The organism is Nitratidesulfovibrio sp., from assembly GCF_040373385.1.
GTDB lineage: Bacteria > Desulfobacterota > Desulfovibrionia > Desulfovibrionales > Desulfovibrionaceae > Cupidesulfovibrio.
Genome location: NZ_JBDXXH010000009.1, coordinates 84242 through 105079 on the forward strand (window position 1 = coordinate 84242; position 20838 = coordinate 105079).

A 20838-nucleotide genomic window follows, 5' to 3' on the forward strand; every position below is an offset into this window, starting at 1 on the left:
CCCCCGCGCCCCCCCCCATGTCCCACTGTCATGGGCATTTGCGGGCAAGGGGTGGCCAGGGGGGCGCAGCCGGGATGCCCCACAACATTCCGTAAATAAAGCAGAAGAGCGTGAAATTTTTGCCGCAAGGGTATTGCCGATGCCCCGGAATCAGGCCAGCAGGCCGGCCCCCCCGTGCAGCGCGGCCAGCAGCAGCCCCAGCGGGTCGGACGGCCCGGCGGGCAGGGGCCCGGTGGACAACAGGGCGATTTCGGTGTTGCCGGTACCGGACAGACCTTCTGCCAAAGGCTCCAGCAACGCATCGAGCCCGTCGGGATGTTCCGCCATGACCCGGAAGGCCAGACGGGCCGGAACCTGGGGGGTGGCGGGGCGCAGCAGGCCGTGCAGCAGGAAGTGCCCCGGAAAGCAAGGGGGCGATGCGCTGCCGGTGGGGCTGTCCGGCGTGCCGAGGGCACTGGTCGGGCCGCGTGCCCCGCCCAGCAGGATGCGGGTCAATCCGCCCCCCGTGGAACCCGGTTGCGGCGGCAGCACCGCGCAGTCCAGCGCGCGGGCCGTGGGGCACAGCCACGGCAGGTGCAGCAGGGCCACGCCGGGGTGCGCCGCGCGCAGCACGGGCAGCAGGGCCAGCCGGGCGCGCTGGCAGGCCAGGAACAGCCCGGCGGTTTCCGCGTCTTCGGCCACGTGTGCGGCAAGGGCCGCATGGCGCGCGGCGGCGGTGGTTGCGGCAGGGGAGGGGCTGGGTGCGGCCCGCTCCACGACGTCGGCCTGTCCGGTCCCCGTGGCCGATTCGGTCCCCGCCGTCCACTCCGGGAACAACGTAACGGCAAGCCGGGCGTCCAGCCGGTCGCGCGCGGCGGCGTAGTCCGCCGCCAGCCGGGCGGGCGATGGAGGCGGCGTGGCCGCGCCGTTGCCTTCCGCCAGCAGGCGCAGCACGATGTCCGGCTCCGTGCGTTCCACCCGGAACAGCAGTTCCGTGCCGGGCTGTGGAAAGGCAGGCATGGAGGCCAGCAGGGTCTGCCCTTCGATGTCGGCCCAGCCCAATCCGCCGGCGTTGGCTCCCGGCCCGGCAAAGGCCGCCGACTGCGCCGCCGGGCGCAGGAATACGCCGCGCACCGTGTCGCCGGGGCGATGAGCCCGCCGGAAGCGCGCCGCGCGTTCCGGGTCGTGCCCGGCGCCCTGACGGTCGTCGAAGCTGCCGGACAGCCCCGTGGAGCCGGTACCGGGGGTGTGGCGGATGCGCTCGCTCATGCCTGGGCGCCCCCGCCGGGACGCCCTGCATCCGTACCGGCATCCGCCATGGCGCCGGTGCCCGCCATGACCGAGGGAACCGTCGCGTCTTCCGCCCCCGTGCCCGTGCCGCCCGTTCCCCCGGTGCCGTCACTGCCCCCGGCGTGGTGGTCGCGGCGGCAGCGTCCTTCGTTGGAAGACTTGCAGGCGTCGCACACCGCGCCCTTGAGGTAGCGGCGGTAGCACAGGGCCAGGGCGTCGGACAGGGTTTCCGCCATGTTGTCCGCGCCCAGTTGCGGCAAAAGGCCGGATCGTTCGAACACCGCGCGCACGGCGGGCTTTACCCCGCTCAGCACCAGGGCCACCCCGCGCCGCTGGCATTTGCGCAGAAACTGCTGGAAGGCGTGCACGCCCGTGGCGTCCACCCAGTGCACCTGGCGCAAATGCAGGATCACCGCGCGGTGCCCGAAATCCTCGTATTCGTACAGGCGTTGTTCCAGTTCATCCACGGCCCCGAAGAACAGCGTGCCCTCTATGGAATACACGGCCAGGTTGGGGCAGCACGGCCCGGCGGGCAGCCCCTGCAATTCCGGGCTGTCGCAGGTATCCATGCGCGACACCAGCGGATGCGACACCTTGCGCAGAAACAGCACCAGCGACAGCAGCACCCCCACGAACACGGCCTTTTCCAGGTCCAGCAGCAGGGTGGCGGCAAAGGTGGCCAGCAGCACCGTGCGGTCGGCGCGGGTGGCCTTCAGCGCCAGAGCAATGCCGTGCTTGTCGATCATGCCCCAGGCAATGATCATCAGGATGCCCGCCAGCGCGGCAATGGGAATGTACGCGGCCAGCGGGGCCAGCAGCAGTACCGCCAGCAGGGTGATCACGCCGGAAAGCGCCCCGGCGAAGCGGGTGCGCGCCCCGGCCACGAAATTGACGGCGCTGCGGGTGAACGAACCGCTGCCCGGAATGCCGGAAAAGAATCCGGCGGAAATGTTGGCCAGCCCCTGGGCCACGAATTCGCGGCTGCCGTCCACCTGCTCGCCCCGCGCACCTGCCAGGGTCTTGGCGATGGACAGCGCCTCCACCACGCCCAGCAGGGCAATGGCCAGGGCGGGCATGAACAGGTCACGCATCACCTGCGCGTCGGGCGCGGGCGGCAGCGAAAAGGGCGGCAACCCGGCGGGGATGGCCCCGACCACCTTCACCCCGTGCGCGCCAAGGTCCAGCGCCCATGCGGCCACGCCCGACGCGGCCACGGCCAGGAACGCGGCGGGCAGGCGGCGGTGCACCCGCGCGATGCCCAGCGCCACGGCCATGGCGAACAGCCCCGTGCCCAGCGCCCACGGGTTGGTCTGGGGCAGATGACGCACGGTGGACAGCACCAGTTCGAGGAACGTGGGCGCGTTGCCGATGCTGACGCCCAGCAGGTTCTTGAGCTGTCCCACGGCAATGAGCACCGCCGCCCCGGCGGTAAAGCCCACCATCACCGAATGGGAGATGAAGTGCACCAACTCGCCCAGCCGGGCCAGGCCCATGACCACCTGAAGCAGCCCGGCCAGGATGGCCACGCCGAACACGTAGGCCATGCGCGTTTCTTCCGGCAGGGCGGACAGGGGCACGCCGTTGACCACGGTTTCGGCCATGGTGGCGAAAAGCAGCATGGCGATGGCGTTGGTGGGGCCCGCGATGAGGTAGCGCGAGGCTCCCCACAGCGCGGCCACGATCACCGGCACGATGGCCGCGTACAGCCCGTACCTGGGATGCACCCCGGCAATGACCGCATAGGCCATGGACTGCGGCAGGGCCACCACGGCCACGGTCAGCGCGGCCAGCATGTCGGCCCGCAGCGCCTGCATGGAATAGCTGCGCAGGCTTTCCACGAAGGGCAGGGCGGCGCACAGCAGCTTGTCGCCCAGGCCGCGCGGGGGCACCGGGCAGGAAGGGCCGCCGGAAGGCGGGGACGGCGGCGGCGGGGCGGAACTGCCGGGATTGGCGGAACTGGCCGGATCGGCGGGATCGGGGGGGCCACCGGTTGCGTGGGGCGTGCCTGGCGTGTCTGCTGTGTCGGACATGGTCTCACCATTGGGCTTGGGGGCGCCCCCGCCGGAATGCATGGGGGTGCCGAGCATGCCCCCAGAATGCCTCTGAAGGGGGCTGGTGTCCAGCGTGGTGACCGGGGAGGGGAAGCGCCACGGCCAGGGGCGTCCGCGACGGGTTTTTGTCCATGGCCCGCTCCGAAACCGTGCCGTGGCCGCCCCGGTGTCACCCGCCGGTCTCTTCCGCCGCCACCGGGGCCTTGCGGCCCAAGGCTGTCCGCCGCCCGGTCCGGCACCGTGGCCCGCATCTTGCTGTACCGCGCGCATGGATATCTTCGCCTTCGACACCGCCGCCATGCTCAGCTTTGTTCTCACCTTCATGCGGGTGAGCCTGGTGCTGTTCCTGCTGCCCTTTTTCGGGGCCGACGCGGCGCCCATGCAGGTCAAGGTGGCACTGTGCATGGTGTTCACCCTGGCGCTGTGGCCGCACGTGTCCCTGCCGGGCGGGCAGATGCCCACGCACCCCTTTTCGCTCATCGTGTTGCTGGCGGGCGAGCTGATCATGGGCCTGATGCTGGGCATGACCGTGCACTTCCTGTTCGCGGGCATCCAGACCGGCGGCCAGGTGCTGGCCACCCAGATGGGCTTCACCATGATCACCCTGGCCGACCCGCTGACCGGGGCCAGCGTCAGCATCACCTCGCACCTGCTGTACATGGTGGCCATGCTCAGCTTTCTGGTGCTGGACGGGCACCTGTTCATGCTGCGGGCCTTCGTGCGCACCTTCGAGCTGGTGCCCGCTGGCGGGCTGTTGCTTACCCCCCCGCTGATGAAGGAAATCGTGGCCCTGTCCGGTTCCATGTTCGTGCTGGCCGTCAAGATCGCCGCGCCGGTGCTGGTTTCGCTGTTTCTGGTGGAACTGGCCCTGGCGCTCATGGCCCGCGCCGCCCCGCAGATGAACCTGCTGATGATCGGCTTTCCGCTCAAGATCGCCGTGGGCTTCTTCTTCATCGGCATGCTGTTCACCATCATGGCCGACAAGATCCGCGAATTCATCGTGGGCATGGACCCCATGATGTTGCACCTGCTGCAGGCGGCCAGCCCCCTTCTGAACCGCTGAACCGCTGACCACCTGCCGCGCTCCCCTCCGGCCAGGGCGCTGCAGGAACCCTGACGGGAGCTGCCATGGCGCAGAGCGATCCGAGTAAAACAGAAAAAGCAACGCCGAAACGGCGTAACAAAGCGCGCAACAAGGGCAACGTCCCCAAGTCGCAGGAACTCACCAAGGCCCTGACCATTCTGGCGGGCTCGGTGGGCCTTTTGTTCTACATCGACTTCCTGGCCAAGGACATGCAGACCATTTTCCGGCATTTCCTCGGCAACGCCTTCGGGTTCAATCCCAACCAGCAGAACGTCATCAAGCTGCTGATGTGGATTGCCGGAGAACTGGCGGCCATGCTGCTGCCCATCATGCTGTTCATCGGGTTCACCGCGTGGCTGGTGCTGCGGTTGCAGGTAGGCCAGTTGTGGACCACCGAGGTCTTCAAGTTCAACTGGTCGCGTTTCAACGTCCTTGCGGCGCTGAAGCGCATGTTCGCCTCGCCCGAAACGTTCATGCGCCTGGGCAAGAGCCTGTTGCAGGCCCTGTTCATCGGTGTTGCGCCGTACATCATCATCCGGCGCGAGATGCACAACTTTCTGCCCCTGTACTACTCCGACGCCCAGGGCGTTGGCGTGTACATGCTGAAAACCGGGTGGGACATGGTGCGCTATGCCCTGGTGCCCATGTTCATCATAGCCATAGCGGATTTTTGGTATACCCGCTGGAGCTATGAAGAAAACCTGAAGATGACCAAGGACGAAACCAAGGACGAACGCAAGCAGGCCGAGGGCGACCCCGTGATCCGCGCCCAGCAGCGCCGCAAGATGATGCAGATGATGGCCAAGCGCATGTTGCAGGACGTGCCCAAGGCCGACGTGGTCATCACCAACCCCACCCACTTCGCCATCGCCCTGCGCTACGACGCCACCGAGGCCCCGGCCCCCATCGTGCTGGCCAAGGGCGCGGACAACCTGGCCCAGAAGATCAAGGAAGTGGCGCGCGAGCACGGCGTGCCCATCCGCGAGAACAAGCCGCTGGCACAGGCTTTGTATAAAGCGGTGGAAGTCGGCGACATGATTCCCGCCGAACTGTTCCAGGCCGTGGCCACCGTGTTGGCCAGCCTGTGGAAATTCAAGGCGGGGCGGGCATCGTAGGCCCCGCGCCACGAACCTGAAGCGAGACCCGGACAACTCCGGAAGGTGTCAAGAACATGGCTGCCAAACCAGGATACGCACCCAAGATCGACTACCAGCGCTTTGCCAAGCAGGGCGACCTGCTGCTGGCGGGCGGCGTCGTCACGATCCTGTTCGTCATGCTGGTGCCGCTGCCCACGTTTTTCCTGGACATGCTGCTCTCGCTCAGCATCTCGCTGTCGCTGGTGATCCTGGTCACCTCCATGTTCATGCTCTCGCCGCTGGAATTTTCCATCTTCCCGTCGTTGCTGCTGGTCACCACCCTGCTGCGGCTCGCGCTCAACGTGGCCTCCACCCGCCTCATCCTGCTGCACGGCGACGAAGGCACCGACGCGGCGGGCCAGGTCATCCAGGCCTTCGGCGAATTCGTGGTGGGCGGCAACTACGTCATCGGCGCGGTCATCTTCATGATCCTGTTCATCCTGAACAAGATCGTCATCACCGCGGGCACCACGCGCATCGCCGAAGTGGCCGCGCGCTTCACCCTGGACGCCATGCCCGGCAAGCAGATGGCCATCGAGGCCGACCTGAACGCCGGGCTCATCGACGAGGAAGAAGCCACCGCCCGCCGTACCAACATCCGCAAGGAAGCCGACTTCTACGGCGCCATGGACGGCGCGGGCAAGTTCGTGCAGGGGGACGTGAACGCAGGCATGTTCATCACGATGATCAACGTCATCGGGGGCATACTGCTTGGCGTCTTCCAGAAGGACATGGAATGGCGCGACGCGCTGACCACCTACACCCTGCTGTCCATCGGCGACGGCCTGGTGGCCACCATTCCCTCCATCATCGTCTCCACGGCGGCGGGCCTCATCGTCTCGCGCGCGGCGGCGGAAGCGAAGATGGGCGAGGAATTCGTGGGCCAGTTGTCGTACAACTCGCGCGCGCTCAAGCTGGTGTCCGGCGTGCTGATGCTGTTCGCCCTGGTGCCCGGCCTGCCCACGCTGCCGTTCCTTACCTTTGGCGCAGGGCTGTACGGCATGTCGCGCCTGGTGGGCGACAAGCAGGACGCGGAGGCCGCCGCAGATGCCAAGGGCGCCAAGGGCGCCAAGGGCAAGAAGAAGGGCGATTCGCTGGATACGCCGGAAGAAGTGCAGACCCTGCTGCCCCTCGACACCCTGGAACTGGAAGTGGGCTACGGCCTGATTCCCCTGGTGGACGAGGATCAGAACGGCAACCTGCTCTCGCGCATCCGCTCCATCCGCCGCCAGTTCGCCCTGGACATGGGCGTGGTGGTGCCCTCGCTGCACCTGCGCGACAACCTGCAACTGAAGCCCGGCCAGTACTGCGTGCTGGTCAAGGGCAACCAGGTTGCCTCGGCGGAAATTCTCGTGGACCACTATCTGGCCATGGATCCGGGCAACGCCAAGCATCGCATCCGGGGCATCGAAACGCGCGAGCCGGCCTTCAACCTGCCCGCCCTGTGGATACCCGAATCGCAGAAGGAAGAAGCCATGCTGGCGGGCTACACCGTGGTCGACCCTTCCACGGTCATCGCCACCCACCTCACCGAGGTGTTCAAGCGCCACCTGGGCGACTTCCTGGGCCGCCAGGAGGTGCAGGGCCTGCTGGACAACCTGGCCAAGCACGCGCCGAAGGCCGTGGAAGAGCTGGTGCCCGGCATCCTGCCGCTGGGCACGGTGCAGAAGGTGCTGCAAAGCCTGGTGCGCGAGAACGTTTCCATCCGCGACCTGCTGACCATCGCGGAAACCCTGGCCGACTATGGTCCGGCGGTGAAGAACGCCGACACCCTGACCGAGTACGTGCGCGAACGCCTGGCCCGCTCCATCGTCAAGCAGTACATGGACAGCGAGGGCGGCCTGCCCATCGTCACCCTGGACCAGGCCGTGGAAAAGACCGTGCAGGAAGCCATTCGCCAGACCGACGGCGGCAACTACCTGGCCCTCAACCCCGGCATCGCCCAGCGGCTCATCCAACGGGTGAACAACGCGGTGGAGCGCGCCGTGAACACCGACGGGCAGCCGGTCATCCTGGCCTCGCCCGTGTCCCGGCCCCATCTGGCCCAACTGCTGATGCGCTTTCTTCCCAACGTCCCCGTGATCTCGCAGGCCGAGATTCCTTCGGACATCCGGCTGCAATCGGTGGGCAGCGTGGCCTTTGATTAAGGGTAACAGCCCCTGAAAGGGGCAACCCCACGGCGGCAGGGGCGGAACGGGGTTTCGCCAGGCCCGCGGGGCGGGCGGCGCCGTCAGCGCCGAGAGCATTTTTCTGCAACGGTTACAACTTCAAGGTCGAAATGCTCTGATGCAGATCAAGACGTACACAGGTCGGAACGCGACGGCGGTTCTGGCGAAAATCAAGGCCGAACTCGGGTCGGATGCGGTCATCCTGTCTTCGCGCGAATGCCGCGAGGGCGAGCGCACGTGGCACGAGATGAGCGTGGGCATCGAGCATGCGGCCGCGCCCGGCGTTGCCGGGGGCGCGGGGGCGTCCTTTGGGTCCGGTGGGTCCTTTGGGTCCGGTGGGCCTGGCGGGTCTGGTGGCCCCACTCCCCCCGGCTGGGAGGAATGGCACCGCGAATGGAGCCAGATGAAGGAGCACCTGTTCGCGCTGATGAAGCCCGCCCTGCGCATGGAAGACCTGACCCCCCGCCAGCGCGTGGCCCTGGAATACCTGACGCGCGAAGGCGTGGACGACGGCGTGGCCATGACCCTGCACCGCAGGCTGGCGGCCGATTCCGGCGCCTCGGTGCTGGAAGCCCTGGCGGACATCGTGCCCGTGCGCGGCTGGGGTCTTGCGGCATGGCCGCAGCGGGCCCACGTGTTCGCCGGGCCGTTCGGCGCGGGCAAGACCACGGCCATGCTGCGCATGGCGCTGGCCCTGCGCCGCGAAAAGCCGGACCTGAAGATCGTGCTGGTCAACGCCGACTGCGGGCGTGGCCATGGCCGTCTGCTGCTGAAGCACTACGCGGAACTTTCCGACCTTGTGTACCGCGAGGCCTCCACGGCTGCGGAATTCGCGGCCATCCTGCGCGAATGCCCGGATGCGGGACGCATTCTGGTGGACCTGCCCGGCGTCGCGCGCGACGGCAGCCTGGCCCGCCAACTGGCGATCCTGGGGCTTTCGGGCGCGGGGGCCGGAACCGGGGTTGCCGTGCACCTGGTGCTGCCGCCGCACCACGGCCCGGCCCAGATGGCCGCGCTGCTGGCGCGCTATGCCTTCGAGGGGGCGGGCAGCCTTGTCTGGACGAAGCTGGACGAAGCCTGTACCTTCGGGGCATTGGTGAACGTGGCGGCGGCCTGCGGCCTGCCCGTGTCGGCTCTGTCCTACGGCCCCGGCATGCGCAATTCGCTGGTTGCCGCAAGCGATGCGGCGTTGTGGCGCCTGCTGTTCAAACGGCAACTGCCCGGAGAGTCCCCGGCGCAGGCCGAGTCCCGGCCCCCGGTCCGGACTCCGGCCCAAACGGGGGGCCAGACGGCCATCCGCCCCGGCAGCCTCCGGCCAGACGGAATACGGTCTGACGGCATTCCGGCGAACGCCCGGCCCCTGGCTGGCGCAAGGCCCTGAACCAAGGTTCCGGCGCCGGCGGCAGCCCCGACGGCACACGGCATCCACGGGCGGCCGCGCCAGGCGCGCCCGGCACCGCACGCACCCACTGGAGCTTGCATCGAATGAGCCCCGATCTTCCCCTGGTATTCTCCGTCACCTCCGGCAAGGGTGGCGTCGGCAAGACCAACATCGCCGCCAACCTGGCCTGCTGCCTCGCGCAGGAGGGCAAGCGCGTGGTCCTGCTGGACGCGGACCTTGGCCTTGCCAACGTGGACGTGGTGCTGGGCCTGACCCCGCAGCTGAACCTGTTCCACCTGTTCCACGAAGGCGTCGATCTTTCGGAAATACTCTGCGATACGCCCTACGGCTTCCGCATCCTGCCCGCCTCGTCGGGCATGAGCGAAATGCTGTCGCTTTCCACCGGCCAGAAGCTGGAACTGCTGGAGGCCATGGACGCCCTGGAGGGCGCGGTGGACTACCTGATCGTGGATACCGGCGCGGGCATCAACGACAACGTGCTGTATTTCAACCTGGCGGCCCAAGAGCGGCTGGTGGTGCTCACGCCCGAGCCCACGTCGCTCACCGACGCCTACGCCCTGATCAAGGTGATGAAGCTCAACCATGGGGTGGAGCATTTCAAGGTGCTGGTGAACATGGTGCCCGACGCGCAGACCGCGCGCGACATGTTCACCCGGCTGTACAAGGCCTGCGACCATTTTCTTTCCGGCGTGTCGCTGGACCTCGCGGGCTTTGTCCCGCGCGACCCGGCGGTGCGCAAGGCAGTGGTGAACCAGCGACCCTTCTGCGTCATGGCGCCGGACAGCCCGGCCTGCGCGGCGGTACGCGAGGTGGCCCGGACGGTACAAACGTGGGACGTGGCGGCAAGTCTGGATGGAAACATCAAGTTCTTCTGGAAAAAGCTCCTCTTCCGGCACTAACCCTTGGGAGGCGCTGGAATCGGGGGCTGTCGCCTGGGGCGACTTCTCGCGCGCCGACCAGGAACGGATAGTCCGGCACTACGCGCCCAAGGTGCGGTTTCTGGCCTTGCGCCTGAAGGCCAAGCTGCCCCGCAACGTGGAGCTGAACGAGCTCATCAGCGCGGGCACCCTGGGTCTCATGGAGGCGCTGGGCAAGTTCCGGCCGCAGCTTGGCATCCGCTTCGAGACGTATGCCGAAAGCCGCATCCGGGGCGCCATGCTGGACGAGTTGCGGCGGCTGGACTGGTTTCCGCGCAGCCTGCGGCAACGGGTGCGGCAGCTGGACGAGGCAATCCAGCGCATCGAGCACGAAAAGGGACGCCACCCCACCGAAGCCGAATTGCAGGACGCCACGGGACTGGACCAGAAGGATGTACGGCTGGGGCTTGAGGCATTGCAGAACCAGTTGTGCCTCTCGCTCGACGCCATACAGGACTCGCTGGCCCCCGATGCCTCGGTGCAGGGAGAGGGTGAACCGTTCCAGACCACGGCAACGCAGGAGCTCATAGAGCGGGTGGCGGCGCTGATCGACGAATTGACACCCAGAGAGAAGCTGGTATTGTCGTTGTATTATAGCGACGAGCTGAACATGCGCGAAACAGCCGAGGTCATGGGCATTACCGAGGGGCGCGTCTCGCAACTGCACTCCCAGGCGCTCAACAGGCTGCGCAAGGAATTCAGGAACCACTACGGAGAACACGGCACCGTCTGACTGCGGCGTCCGTTGGTCAGGAGTACGCACAATGCCCTATGACACCAATATGCGTGTCCTCGTGGTGGACGACTTTTCCACCATGCGTCGCATCATCAAGAACATCCTGCGCCAGCTGGGGTTCACCAACGTGGTCGAGGCCGACGACGGCACCACCGCGTGGGAAGTACTGAACAAGGACCGCATCGAGTTCGTCATTTCCGACTGGAACATGCCCAAGATGACCGGCATCGAACTGCTGCGCAAGGTGCGCGCCAGCGAGGAATTCGCCGACATGCCGTTCCTGATGGTGACGGCAGAAGCCCAGCAGGAAAACGTCATCGAAGCGGTGCAGGCCAGGGTGTCCAACTACATCGTCAAGCCCTTCACCGCAGAGACCATGAAGCAGAAGATCGACAAGATCTTCCCGTAGACCGTCATTTCCTGCGGGCGCGGGGCCGCCATCCGGCGGGCTTGCGCCCGTTTGCCGTGCAGGACCGCGCGGACGGCGTTCCGCATGCCGTCCCCTTTCCCCCGGTCGGCCAGCCGCTCCGGAACCCCCGGAAGTTTCCGGTGCATGCCGATACGGCGTCTTCCCATGCCGGTGTTCCCCGGCCGGGTCTGATCCGGACGCCCGTTACCCCGGCGCCCCTGCGCGGGCCGTGCGAGGGACCAGACCATGCTGTTCATGCCCATCGTCACCGCTGCCGTACCCGATTCCCCCGCTGCCCCGGGGGCGGACGGCCTGTTGCCCGACGAGGCGGGCAAGGCGGAACTGGACGCCGGGCAACTGGACGTCGATTCGCTGGGGCCCCCGGTGGAAGACAAGGTCGAACTGGACCTTGAGGACGCCCCCTTCCTGCTGCCGGAAGAGGAAAAGCCGCCCCCCCCGCCGCCTCCCGCTGCCCAGTCCCTTGCGCTGTCGCCCGACGGCGACACCCCCAAGAAGAAGAAATTCGGCCTCAACCTTTCCGGGCTGCTGGCCAACAAGAAGCTGCTGCTCATCGTGGTGGCCGTGCTGGTGTTGCTGCTGGTGGGTGGCGGTGCCGCGTGGTTCCTGCTGCGCAAGAAGGCGCCCCCGCCCGCGCCCCCCGAGGCGGCGGTCCAGAAGATCGTGGTGCCCCAGCAGGCCGCGCCGCCCCCGGCGGAACCGGCCAAGCCCGCCCAGACCATCCTGAGTTGGGAACCGTTCTGGGTGGAGCAGAAGGACGCCAAGGGCGCCATCCGTTTCCTGGTCGTCAAATTCTCGGCACCCACGGAAAACCAGAAGCTGGTGTTCGAGGCGCAGGCCAAGAAGGTGGTCATCCGCGATGCCGTGTACTACTATCTGAAGAACAAGTCGTTGACCTACCTCACCGATGCGGCCAATGCGGAAACGCTGAAGAAGGACATCCTGGCCATCATGAATGAATACCTCAGCATCGGTAAGCTGGAGGATTTGCTGATAGAGAATTATCTGGTCAAGTAAGGGAGCCGCAAGGCTCCCCCGGCGAGTGGCCCGTCGTTCCCGACGGCAGGGTGACCCGCCAGAGTACGCCGCCCCCGCCGACAGCCGACCCGCCCGGCAGCGGGTTTTGCCGTCAGCCGCCGCCACCCCTCGCAGGTGCGTCGCGCGGGGCTTCATGCGGCGATGGAGGTCCGCCGTGTCCGTCGACCCGACGCTTCCCATCGTCATCGCCCAGATGGGCCACGCCGAACGCGTGGCGCACGAGGCGCAGGCACACCCGGAAATGGCCCAGGCTGCCGCCCAGCAGGCTGCGGCCCAGGCGTTGCAGCACGACCGCTCGCAGGTTCAGAAGGCCGGCGAGAGCGGCAAGTCCGAGGTGGTGGACGAGCGCGAACGCAACCGCCAGCAGCGGCGCGCCTTGCTGCTGGCCCGGCGCAAGGCCCGCGCTGCCGAGGAGGAAGAGGAAGAATCCCCCGACTCCGACGACGATCCCTGGTCCGGCAACATCCTGAACATCAAGGTCTGACTGGCTTCGCGGGTCTGACCGTCTTGCGCGGTTCCGGCTGGCTTCGCCGGCATGGCCGTACCCCGCGCGGCAACCCCAACCGGAACACCCATGACCGTATCCCTGTGGACCATCATTCTTGTCAGTGTGGTGGAAGTGGCGCTGCTCGGCGTGCTGCTGGCGTTCTTCCTGCGGCTGCGCCGGTCAGAGGCGCTGCTCAATCGCCTGCAGGCCAACCAGACCCAATTGCTGGAGCGGCTGCGCCAGAACGCGGAGCTCGAGCAGGAGTTGGTGGCCACCTTCGCCCAGCGCCAGGAGCAACTGCGCCACCTGGACCAGCGGTTGGAAGAGCGGGCTCAGACACTGCGCCGCCTGCTGGAACAGGCCGAGGGCATCAGCCGCTCGCCGCAGTTCCTGCGAGAGGTGATCCTGAACGGGCACCGCAAGGGCCGCAGCCTGGACCAGATCGCCCGGTCCACCGGGCTTTCGGTGGACGAGGTGGAGCTGATCCTGGCCCAGGGCGGGTAGCCTGGGCCCATCGTCCTCCGGGCGCCCCTGCGGCGCTGGTTGCCTTTTTTCCGTCCGCCTGCCTGCGCCCATAAGCCATGGGTGCCGAGAAGGCCCTGTCACAGCCCCCCGCCGGATTCCGGCGGGGGGCTGTGACGTTTTGAATGCGGTTCGTTCAGAAAAATATACCGCTATATAGAATAGTTATATGCATATCGCAGTGCTGGCGAGCGGAAGGGCGCTAAAGCGTGTTGACAGTCTTGCATAAGACATCATACACATGTTTCCAACAACGCTCCCCAAGGAGGAACTCCATGTCGATTCAATTTCTGGTGCACGAAGACGGCGATTCCGTCGGCGTCGTGGTTGTTGAAGGCGTCAAGGCCGGTCAGGACCTGACCGGCTGGGTGATGGCCGAGGACCGGACCATCACCTTCAAGGTGCTCAACGATATTCCCATCGGCCACAAGCTGGCCCTGAAGGCCCTGTCCATGGGTGATACCGTGATCAAGTACGGTACCGACATCGGCAAGGTCATCTCCCCCATCAAGCAGGGCGAGCACCTGCATGTTCACAACGTCAAGACCAAGAGGTGGTAGGAAAATGACTGCTAATACCTTCCTCGGCTACCGCCGCGAAAACGGCCGCGTGGGCGTGCGCAACCACGTGGTCATCCTGCCCCTGGACGACCTTTCCAATGCCGCCTCGGAAGCCGTGGCCAACAACGTGAAGGGCACCATGGCCCTGCCGCACCCGTATGGCCGCCTGCAGTTCGGTGAAGACCTTGAGCTGCACTTCCGCACCCTGATCGGCGTGGGCAGCAACCCCAACGTGGCCGCCGTGGTGGTCATCGGCATCGAGCCGCAGTGGACCAGCCGCATCGTGGAAGGCATCGCCAAGACCGGCAAGCCGGTGGCGGGCTTCTCCATCGAGCAGAACGGCGACCACAACACCATTTGCGCCGCCTCGCGCAAGGCCAAGGAATTCATGCACTGGGCCACCGAGCTGCAGCGCGTGGAATGCCCGGTGAGCGACCTGTGGGTGTCCACCAAGTGCGGCGAATCCGACACCACGTCGGGCATCGCCTCCAACCCCACCGTGGGCAACGCCTTCGACAAGCTGTACGAGCAGGGCTGCACGCTGCTGTTCGGTGAAACCACCGAACTGACCGGCGGCGAGCACCTGGTGCTGGAACGCTGTGCCAACGATGAAGTGCGCAAGCAGTTCCAGTTCTTCTTCGACCGCTACGCGAAGCTCGTGGACGACCACAAGACCAGCGACCTTTCCGACTCGCAGCCCACCAAGGGCAACATCGAAGGCGGCCTGACCACCATCGAGGAAAAGGCGCTCGGCAACATCCAGAAGATCGGCCGCAAGGCTCCCGTGGTGGGTTGCCTGGACAAGGCCGAAGCCCCCACCGGCCCCGGCCTGTGGTTCATGGATTCCTCGTCCGCCGCCGCCGAAATGGTCACCCTGTGCGCCGCCGCCGGGTACGTTGTGCACCTGTTCCCCACCGGGCAGGGCAACGTCATCGGCAACCCCATCCTGCCCGTGGTGAAGCTGTGCGCCAACCCGCGCACCGTGCGCACCATGAGCGAGCACATCGACGTGGACGTTTCCGGCATCCTGCGCAAGGAACTGACCATGGACGGCGCTGGCGACAAGCTGGTGGAAATGGCCATCCGCACCGCCAACGGCCGTAACACCGCCGCCGAAGTGCTGGGTCACCGCGAGTTCGTCCTTACCCGTCTGTACGAAAGCGCCTAGTCCCCAGGCGCTTCGGTCCCCCTTGCGGCGCACCTCGTCGCAAGGGGGCATATTCTGCGGCAGGCGTGCGCGTCCGGCATTCCCGGCACACACCAGTGGATACCCCGGGGTAATACCCGGAGGAGCGCATGCCGGACCCGCCCGTCCGGCATGATCCGCGTGCGCTTGCCGCAGCCTTTCGTTTCCGGCGGGGTAGGCCGCAAAGGTTTTGCGCTGGTACGCAGTGCCGCCTGTAGCGCGACCATCCGGCATCCTGCCGAGGCGTTCCGTCTTTTCCGTGCCGTGCGGGTTCGGGAACCGCACGGCGCCAGCGGTACAGCGTGGGCCGAGGGCCTTCGCGCGTGCTGCCGTTACATGCGCCTTGATCCTCCATTCGTTTCGTGTGGCAGCTTGCTTGCTGCGCGCCCAGTGCCGACGCGGTTCCCATGAGGGGGCCGCGTCGCGCTTTTGCGCGTCGGCCCGGTGGATTCCGGGGGCCGTCAGGCAGGCAGGCCGTTTGTGAAAAAGCGCGAAAGGACATGTCGCGTTGTGTGCATGTGTGTGATTGCTCACCATGGAAGAGCATGCGACAAAACGCGTAAGGGCATGCAAGGCGGATGGAGCATGCCTGCAAGACAACCGCATTGATTGAACAAGCAAACAGCGCTGTCATATGGCGCCAGGCTTCGTGCTTTATTTCACTGAGCGCTCAAATATGGAGAGGAGAGGTAGGAATACCGCCATGTTGTCGTAACGGAAAGGTCGCGGAGCATGGGGTAATATTGGGGTAGGAGCCTGCTCTTTCAAAAATAGATGCAATATTACAGCATATTGACGTTTTGGTGAAAAGGCTTGGGCAAAAAAGCTCAAGTTTCGCGTTGACAGTCTTGCATAAGACATCATACACATGCCTCAACAACGCTCCCCAAGGAGGAACTCCATGTCGATTCAATTTCTGGTGCACGAAGACGGCGATTCCGTCGGCGTCGTGGTTGTTGAAGGCGTCAAGGCCGGTCAGGACCTGACCGGCTGGGTGATGGCCGAGGACCGGACCATCACCTTCAAGGTGCTCAACGATATTCCCATCGGCCACAAGCTGGCCCTGAAGGCCCTGTCCATGGGTGATACCGTGATCAAGTACGGTACCGACATCGGCAAGGTCATCTCCCCCATCAAGCAGGGCGAGCACCTGCATGTTCACAACGTCAAGACCAAGAGGTGGTAGGAAAATGACTGCTAATACCTTCCTCGGCTACCGCCGCGAAAACGGCCGCGTGGGCGTGCGCAACCACGTGGTCATCCTGCCCCTGGACGACCTTTCCAATGCCGCCTCGGAAGCCGTGGCCAACAACGTGAAGGGCACCATGGCCCTGCCGCACCCGTATGGCCGCCTGCAGTTCGGTGAAGACCTTGAGCTGCACTTCCGCACCCTGATCGGCGTGGGCAGCAACCCCAACGTGGCCGCCGTGGTGGTCATCGGCATCGAGCCGCAGTGGACCAGCCGCATCGTGGAAGGCATCGCCAAGACCGGCAAGCCGGTGGCGGGCTTCTCCATCGAGCAGAACGGCGACCACAACACCATTTGCGCCGCCTCGCGCAAGGCCAAGGAATTCATGCACTGGGCCACCGAGCTGCAGCGCGTGGAATGCCCGGTGAGCGACCTGTGGGTGTCCACCAAGTGCGGCGAATCCGACACCACGTCGGGCATCGCCTCCAACCCCACCGTGGGCAACGCCTTCGACAAGCTGTACGAGCAGGGCTGCACGCTGCTGTTCGGTGAAACCACCGAACTGACCGGCGGCGAGCACCTGGTGCTGGAACGCTGTGCCAACGATGAAGTGCGCAAGCAGTTCCAGTTCTTCTTCGACCGCTACGCGAAGCTCGTGGACGACCACAAGACCAGCGACCTTTCCGACTCGCAGCCCACCAAGGGCAACATCGAAGGCGGCCTGACCACCATCGAGGAAAAGGCGCTCGGCAACATCCAGAAGATCGGCCGCAAGGCTCCCGTGGTGGGTTGCCTGGACAAGGCCGAAGCCCCCACCGGCCCCGGCCTGTGGTTCATGGATTCCTCGTCCGCCGCCGCCGAAATGGTCACCCTGTGCGCCGCCGCCGGGTACGTTGTGCACCTGTTCCCCACCGGGCAGGGCAACGTCATCGGCAACCCCATCCTGCCCGTGGTGAAGCTGTGCGCCAACCCGCGCACCGTGCGCACCATGAGCGAGCACATCGACGTGGACGTTTCCGGCATCCTGCGCAAGGAACTGACCATGGACGGCGCTGGCGACAAGCTGGTGGAAATGGCCATCCGCACCGCCAACGGCCGTAACACCGCCGCCGAAGTGCTGGGCCACCGCGAGTTCGTGCTTACCCGTCTGTACGAAAGCGCCTAGTCTCCGCTGCCGCCTTCGCGACGGTCGCGAAGGCGGCGTCCCGCCCCGGTCGGTGGCACGCCGGGGCGGGACAGCGGAACACGTTGGAAACCTTGGGAGTCCCTGGAACCCTGGGGGGAGCCATGGACCATCACAGGTAGCGCGCGTAGTGATTGAGTTGCATTGCATGACAGCGAACCAGCAAGGGGCGGGACCGCCAGGGGCGTGATTCCGCGGGACGGCGTAGCAGCCGGACAGGCATGCAAGGGGACCGCCGCACCCATCCCCGCCTTTCGTAGGGCCGGTTCGTACGGGCGCTGCCAGAATTTCGCTCCCCCCGAGGGGGAGCCCGACAGGTGCCTTGAACTTCGAAGACCGAAAAAGGAGCCCTACATGAAAGTGCGTTTCCTTGCGCGGCTTGCCCTTGCGGCGCTGCTCGTCCTCGGCCTTGCGGTAGCCGGTGATGCCTATGCCAAGTACCCCGAAAAGCCCATCAACATGATCATCGCCTTCACGGCGGGCGGGTCCAGCGACGTGCAGGCCCGCATCATGCAGAAGTACTGGAGCAAGTACTCCGACCAGCAGTGGGTGTTCGTCTACAAGCCCGGCGCCGGTGGCGCCATCGGCTTCGGCGAAATCGCCAACGCCCGTCCCGACGGCTACACCATCGGCGGCATCAACGTGCCGCACCTGGTGTTGCAGCCCATGGTCCAGAAGGCCATGTTCTCCATCGACAGCTACTCCTACATCTGCCAGGTCGTGAACGACCCGCAGGCCGTGGTGGTGCGCAACGACAGCAAGTTCAAGTCGGTGAAGGACGTCTTCGAGTTCGCCAAGGCCAACCCCGGCAAGCTCAAGATCGGCTTGGTGGGCCCCAACAGCGGCCACCACCTGATGTTCCTGGACGTGAAGGGCAAGTTCGACTTCCCCGTCACTGAAGTGTTCTACAAGGGCGCCGCCGACCAGAACGCGGCCCTGCTGGGCGGCGAGATCGACGTCATGTTCGGCAACCTGAACGACGTCATGCGCAGCCTTGAGGAAATGACCGTGCTCGGCCTTGCGGCGGAAAAGCGCAACGCCTTCCTGCCCGACGTGGCCACCCTGCGCGAACAGGGCTTTGACGTGGTGTCCGACATCCGCCGCGCCTTCGTCGCCCCCAAGGGCATCGAAAAGGCCCAGCTGGACTACCTGCGCGAAACCTTCAAGAAGATCTGCGACGACCCGGAATACGTCTCCGACATGAAGAAGGCGGGCCAGCCCACCGAATACATGGATGGTGATGCCTTTGCCGCGTACGTTCGTACCCAGAACGAATTCGCCAAAACCATGCTGCAAAAGGCCGGCCTGCTGAAGTAGCAGGCCCTGATACCGCCGGGGAGGGGTGCCATCCCTCCCCGGCCCGTACCAAGGAGCTTCACAATGATGGAATTTATCGGACCGGCCATCATGCACCTGTTCGAGCCGCTGAACATCCTGCTGATGGTCGCGGGTCTGACGGGGGGCATCATCGTGGGGGCCCTGCCGGGCCTTACCGCCACCATGGGCGTTGCCCTCATGGTGCCGGCCACCTTCGCCATGGACGCCACCAGCGGCCTGATCATGCTGGGCGCCATCTACGCGGGTGCCATCTACGGCGGTTCCAACTCCGCCTGCCTCATCTGCACGCCCGGCACGCCCTCGTCCGTGGCTACCACCTTTGACGGCTGGCCCCTGTGTCAGGCCGGACGCGCCGACATCGGCCTCATAACCTCTCTGCTGGCGTCCGTGTTCGGCGGCATCGTCGGCACCGTGTTCCTGCTGTTCCTGGCCGCACCGCTGGCCCGGTTTGCCTTGCAGTTCGGCGGCCCCGAGAATTTCTGGCTGTGCATCTTCGGCCTGTCCACCATCGCGGTCATGTCGTCGGGCAACATGGTCAAGGGCCTGCTGTCCGGGGCCATGGGCCTGCTGGTGTCCACCGTAGGCATCGACCCCAACGCCGGTGTGCCTCGGTTCACCTTCGGGTACTATCCGCTGGTGCAGGGGGTCGAAGTCATTCCCGCCATGATCGGCCTGTTCTCCTTCTCGCAGGTGCTGTACCTGATCGGCAGCTACAAGCCGTTCATCGCCGAGTACCGGCCCGCCCCCGGCGCCTTTGGTGAAGTTGTGCGTGCCCTTGCGGGCCGCTGCAAGGTCAACCTGATGCGCTCGTCCATCATCGGCACCCTCGTGGGCATGCTGCCCGGCGCGGGCGGCGAGATTGCCTCCATCATCTCCTACAACGAGGCCAAGCGTTGGGACAAGAATCCCGAACGCTTTGGCACGGGCGTGATCGAGGGCGTGGCCGCCAGCGAAAGCGCCAACAACGCGGTCATCGGCGGCTCGCTGATCCCCATGCTGACCCTGGGCATTCCGGGCAGCGCGGTGGCGGCGGTCATCCTGGGCGCGCTGCTGGCCAAGGGCATCCAGCCCGGCTTCAAGGTGTTCACCGCCACGGGCGACCTGGCCTACACCTTCATCATGTCGCAGTTCGCGGTGAACCTGCTGATGATTCCCATCGGCCTGCTGCTGGCCCGCATCATGACCAAGCTGCTCAGCATCCGCCTGACCTTCGTGGCCATCGGCATCGTGGTGCTGTCGGTCATCGGGTCGTACGCCATCCGCAACAGCATGCTGGACGTGTGGATCGTCATCATCTTCGGCTTTCTGGGCTACTTTTCGGGCCGGGTGGGCCTGGATACCGGGGCCATGGCCCTTGGCATCATCCTTGGCCCCATGATCGAGGAAAACCTCGGCAAGTGCGTGCACCTGTCCAAGGCCTCGGGTGGCTCGGTGATCAACGTGTTCCTCGAAAGCCCCATCGCCGTCCTGCTCATCGTGCTCACCCTGCTTTCGCTGGCCACGCCCTTCCTGCTGGACTGGAAGCGCAAGCGGCGCGACTGCGGCTGCGACATTGCGCAGCCCAAGGAGGAATCGAACCATGCGTAGCAGCGTTGCCGACATCACCTCCGGTCTCGCCGTGCTGGTCATCGCCGGTATGTTCCACGCCCAGAGCGGCGACCTTGAAGGGGTCAGCCTGCTGTTCCCCCGGATGCTCATCATCTTCATGGCCCTTGGCGGCATCTACCTGTGCGGCCTTGGCCTGCTGAAGGGCCGCAAGGGCGAGCAGGCGCCGCAGGATGACGAACCCGTGGCGGTGAGCCGGGTGGTCATGATCTCCGCCGGGGCCATCGCCTATGTGGCCATCATTCCCGTGCTGGGCTTCTACCTTGCCTCCGCCTTGTACCTGTTCGGCATGTCCATGGTGCTGAGCGACGCCGGGGGCAGCACGCGCAAGAAGGCCGTGGCTTCCGCCGCCTTCACGGTGGTGCTGTGCCTGTTCGTCTGGATTGGGTTCGCGATGCTGTTGGGCGTTCCCACTCCAGAAGGCATGCTGTTCTGAACCATCCGCCGCACGGCGCAGCTCGCTCCGTCCCCCCGTCGTGCGCATTCCCGGAAGGGTTGCGTGCGGCGGGGGGCTTCCTGTGTCTGGTAAGGATTTTGTTT

At 65.8% G+C, this 20838-nt stretch carries 19 protein-coding genes; 17 read left to right on the top strand and 2 right to left on the bottom strand.

What is annotated here, in order from left to right:
• Positions 1-150 precede the first annotated feature (150 nt).
• Positions 151-1248, bottom strand: a complete 1098-nt coding sequence (locus tag ABWO17_RS14275; RefSeq protein WP_353119667.1) for a hypothetical protein — start codon at positions 1246-1248, stop codon at positions 151-153.
• Positions 1245-3299 carry a SulP family inorganic anion transporter gene (locus tag ABWO17_RS14280; protein ID WP_353119669.1) on the bottom strand — a complete coding sequence of 685 codons (2055 nt, stop codon included), beginning with the start codon at positions 3297-3299 and terminating at the stop codon, positions 1245-1247. The genes ABWO17_RS14275 and ABWO17_RS14280 overlap by 4 nt, the downstream gene beginning before the upstream one ends.
• Positions 3300-3588: 289 nt before the next feature.
• Here ABWO17_RS14280 and fliR point away from each other — a divergent pair, with 289 nt between their 5' ends.
• From fliR to ABWO17_RS14365, 17 genes are all read left to right on the top strand, one after another.
• Positions 3589-4383 carry a flagellar biosynthetic protein FliR gene (gene fliR / locus ABWO17_RS14285; RefSeq protein ID WP_353119671.1) on the top strand — a complete coding sequence of 265 codons (795 nt, stop codon included), beginning with the start codon at positions 3589-3591 and terminating at the stop codon, positions 4381-4383.
• Between the two features lie 65 nt (positions 4384-4448).
• A complete protein-coding gene (flhB, locus tag ABWO17_RS14290) occupies positions 4449-5519 on the top strand; it encodes a flagellar biosynthesis protein FlhB (RefSeq protein ID WP_353119673.1) in 1071 nt (356 codons plus the stop codon).
• A 56-nt stretch (positions 5520-5575) separates the two neighbouring features.
• Entirely contained in the window at positions 5576-7687 is a 2112-nt protein-coding gene (gene flhA, locus ABWO17_RS14295) for a flagellar biosynthesis protein FlhA (RefSeq protein WP_353119675.1), read from the top strand.
• Between the two features lie 139 nt (positions 7688-7826).
• Positions 7827-9089 carry a flagellar biosynthesis protein FlhF gene (locus ABWO17_RS14300; RefSeq protein WP_353119677.1) on the top strand — a complete coding sequence of 421 codons (1263 nt, stop codon included), beginning with the start codon at positions 7827-7829 and terminating at the stop codon, positions 9087-9089.
• 104 nt (positions 9090-9193) lie between these two features.
• Positions 9194-10009: a MinD/ParA family protein gene (locus ABWO17_RS14305; protein ID WP_035067501.1), complete on the top strand. Its 816-nt coding sequence runs from the start codon at positions 9194-9196 to the stop codon at positions 10007-10009.
• Complete coding sequence (locus tag ABWO17_RS14310) at positions 9963-10760, top strand: FliA/WhiG family RNA polymerase sigma factor (RefSeq protein ID WP_353119680.1); 798 nt, start codon at positions 9963-9965, stop codon at positions 10758-10760. The genes ABWO17_RS14305 and ABWO17_RS14310 overlap by 47 nt, the downstream gene beginning before the upstream one ends.
• 31 nt (positions 10761-10791) lie before the next feature.
• On the top strand, positions 10792-11172 hold the full coding sequence (locus tag ABWO17_RS14315; RefSeq protein WP_353119682.1) for a chemotaxis response regulator CheY: 381 nt from the start codon (positions 10792-10794) through the stop codon (positions 11170-11172).
• 246 nt (positions 11173-11418) lie between these two features.
• On the top strand, positions 11419-12207 hold the full coding sequence (locus ABWO17_RS14320) for a flagellar basal body-associated FliL family protein (RefSeq protein WP_353119684.1): 789 nt from the start codon (positions 11419-11421) through the stop codon (positions 12205-12207).
• 175 nt (positions 12208-12382) lie between these two features.
• Positions 12383-12712 carry a hypothetical protein gene (locus ABWO17_RS14325; protein WP_353119686.1) on the top strand — a complete coding sequence of 110 codons (330 nt, stop codon included), beginning with the start codon at positions 12383-12385 and terminating at the stop codon, positions 12710-12712.
• 90 nt (positions 12713-12802) lie between these two features.
• Entirely contained in the window at positions 12803-13219 is a 417-nt protein-coding gene (locus ABWO17_RS14330; RefSeq protein WP_353119688.1) for a hypothetical protein, read from the top strand.
• Between the two features lie 293 nt (positions 13220-13512).
• Entirely contained in the window at positions 13513-13797 is a 285-nt protein-coding gene (locus ABWO17_RS14335) for a UxaA family hydrolase (RefSeq protein WP_353119690.1), read from the top strand.
• A gap of 4 nt (positions 13798-13801) precedes the next feature.
• Positions 13802-14965, top strand: a complete 1164-nt coding sequence (locus ABWO17_RS14340; protein WP_353119692.1) for a UxaA family hydrolase — start codon at positions 13802-13804, stop codon at positions 14963-14965.
• Between the two features lie 919 nt (positions 14966-15884).
• On the top strand, positions 15885-16169 hold the full coding sequence (locus ABWO17_RS14345; RefSeq protein WP_353119690.1) for a UxaA family hydrolase: 285 nt from the start codon (positions 15885-15887) through the stop codon (positions 16167-16169).
• A 4-nt stretch (positions 16170-16173) separates the two neighbouring features.
• Complete coding sequence (locus ABWO17_RS14350) at positions 16174-17337, top strand: UxaA family hydrolase (RefSeq protein WP_353119692.1); 1164 nt, start codon at positions 16174-16176, stop codon at positions 17335-17337.
• Positions 17338-17709: 372 nt separating this feature from the next.
• A complete protein-coding gene (locus ABWO17_RS14355) occupies positions 17710-18672 on the top strand; it encodes a tripartite tricarboxylate transporter substrate binding protein (protein WP_353119694.1) in 963 nt (320 codons plus the stop codon).
• Positions 18673-18735: 63 nt separating this feature from the next.
• Positions 18736-20280, top strand: a complete 1545-nt coding sequence (locus tag ABWO17_RS14360; RefSeq protein WP_353119696.1) for a tripartite tricarboxylate transporter permease — start codon at positions 18736-18738, stop codon at positions 20278-20280.
• Positions 20273-20734 carry a tripartite tricarboxylate transporter TctB family protein gene (locus ABWO17_RS14365; protein WP_353119698.1) on the top strand — a complete coding sequence of 154 codons (462 nt, stop codon included), beginning with the start codon at positions 20273-20275 and terminating at the stop codon, positions 20732-20734. The genes ABWO17_RS14360 and ABWO17_RS14365 overlap by 8 nt, the downstream gene beginning before the upstream one ends.
• The last annotated feature ends 104 nt before the right edge of the window (positions 20735-20838 follow it).

What these genes read in the sequence shown, in the direction of transcription:
- ABWO17_RS14315 (WP_353119682.1), top strand. Translation starts at nt 10,792, where the DNA reads ATGCCCTATGACACCAATATGCGTGTCCTCGTGGTGGACGACTTTTCC.
- ABWO17_RS14350 (WP_353119692.1), top strand. Translation starts at nt 16,174, where the DNA reads ATGACTGCTAATACCTTCCTCGGCTACCGCCGCGAAAACGGCCGCGTG.
- ABWO17_RS14340 (WP_353119692.1), top strand. Translation starts at nt 13,802, where the DNA reads ATGACTGCTAATACCTTCCTCGGCTACCGCCGCGAAAACGGCCGCGTG.
- ABWO17_RS14355 (WP_353119694.1), top strand. Translation starts at nt 17,710, where the DNA reads ATGAAAGTGCGTTTCCTTGCGCGGCTTGCCCTTGCGGCGCTGCTCGTC.
- flhA (WP_353119675.1), top strand. Translation starts at nt 5,576, where the DNA reads ATGGCTGCCAAACCAGGATACGCACCCAAGATCGACTACCAGCGCTTT.
- ABWO17_RS14335 (WP_353119690.1), top strand. Translation starts at nt 13,513, where the DNA reads ATGTCGATTCAATTTCTGGTGCACGAAGACGGCGATTCCGTCGGCGTC.
- ABWO17_RS14330 (WP_353119688.1), top strand. Translation starts at nt 12,803, where the DNA reads ATGACCGTATCCCTGTGGACCATCATTCTTGTCAGTGTGGTGGAAGTG.
- ABWO17_RS14320 (WP_353119684.1), top strand. Translation starts at nt 11,419, where the DNA reads ATGCTGTTCATGCCCATCGTCACCGCTGCCGTACCCGATTCCCCCGCT.
- ABWO17_RS14360 (WP_353119696.1), top strand. Translation starts at nt 18,736, where the DNA reads ATGATGGAATTTATCGGACCGGCCATCATGCACCTGTTCGAGCCGCTG.
- ABWO17_RS14300 (WP_353119677.1), top strand. Translation starts at nt 7,827, where the DNA reads ATGCAGATCAAGACGTACACAGGTCGGAACGCGACGGCGGTTCTGGCG.
- ABWO17_RS14305 (WP_035067501.1), top strand. Translation starts at nt 9,194, where the DNA reads ATGAGCCCCGATCTTCCCCTGGTATTCTCCGTCACCTCCGGCAAGGGT.
- ABWO17_RS14280 (WP_353119669.1), bottom strand. Translation starts at nt 3,299, where the DNA reads ATGTCCGACACAGCAGACACGCCAGGCACGCCCCACGCAACCGGTGGC.
- ABWO17_RS14365 (WP_353119698.1), top strand. Translation starts at nt 20,273, where the DNA reads ATGCGTAGCAGCGTTGCCGACATCACCTCCGGTCTCGCCGTGCTGGTC.
- ABWO17_RS14345 (WP_353119690.1), top strand. Translation starts at nt 15,885, where the DNA reads ATGTCGATTCAATTTCTGGTGCACGAAGACGGCGATTCCGTCGGCGTC.
- fliR (WP_353119671.1), top strand. Translation starts at nt 3,589, where the DNA reads ATGGATATCTTCGCCTTCGACACCGCCGCCATGCTCAGCTTTGTTCTC.
- ABWO17_RS14310 (WP_353119680.1), top strand. Translation starts at nt 9,963, where the DNA reads ATGGAAACATCAAGTTCTTCTGGAAAAAGCTCCTCTTCCGGCACTAAC.
- flhB (WP_353119673.1), top strand. Translation starts at nt 4,449, where the DNA reads ATGGCGCAGAGCGATCCGAGTAAAACAGAAAAAGCAACGCCGAAACGG.
- ABWO17_RS14275 (WP_353119667.1), bottom strand. Translation starts at nt 1,248, where the DNA reads ATGAGCGAGCGCATCCGCCACACCCCCGGTACCGGCTCCACGGGGCTG.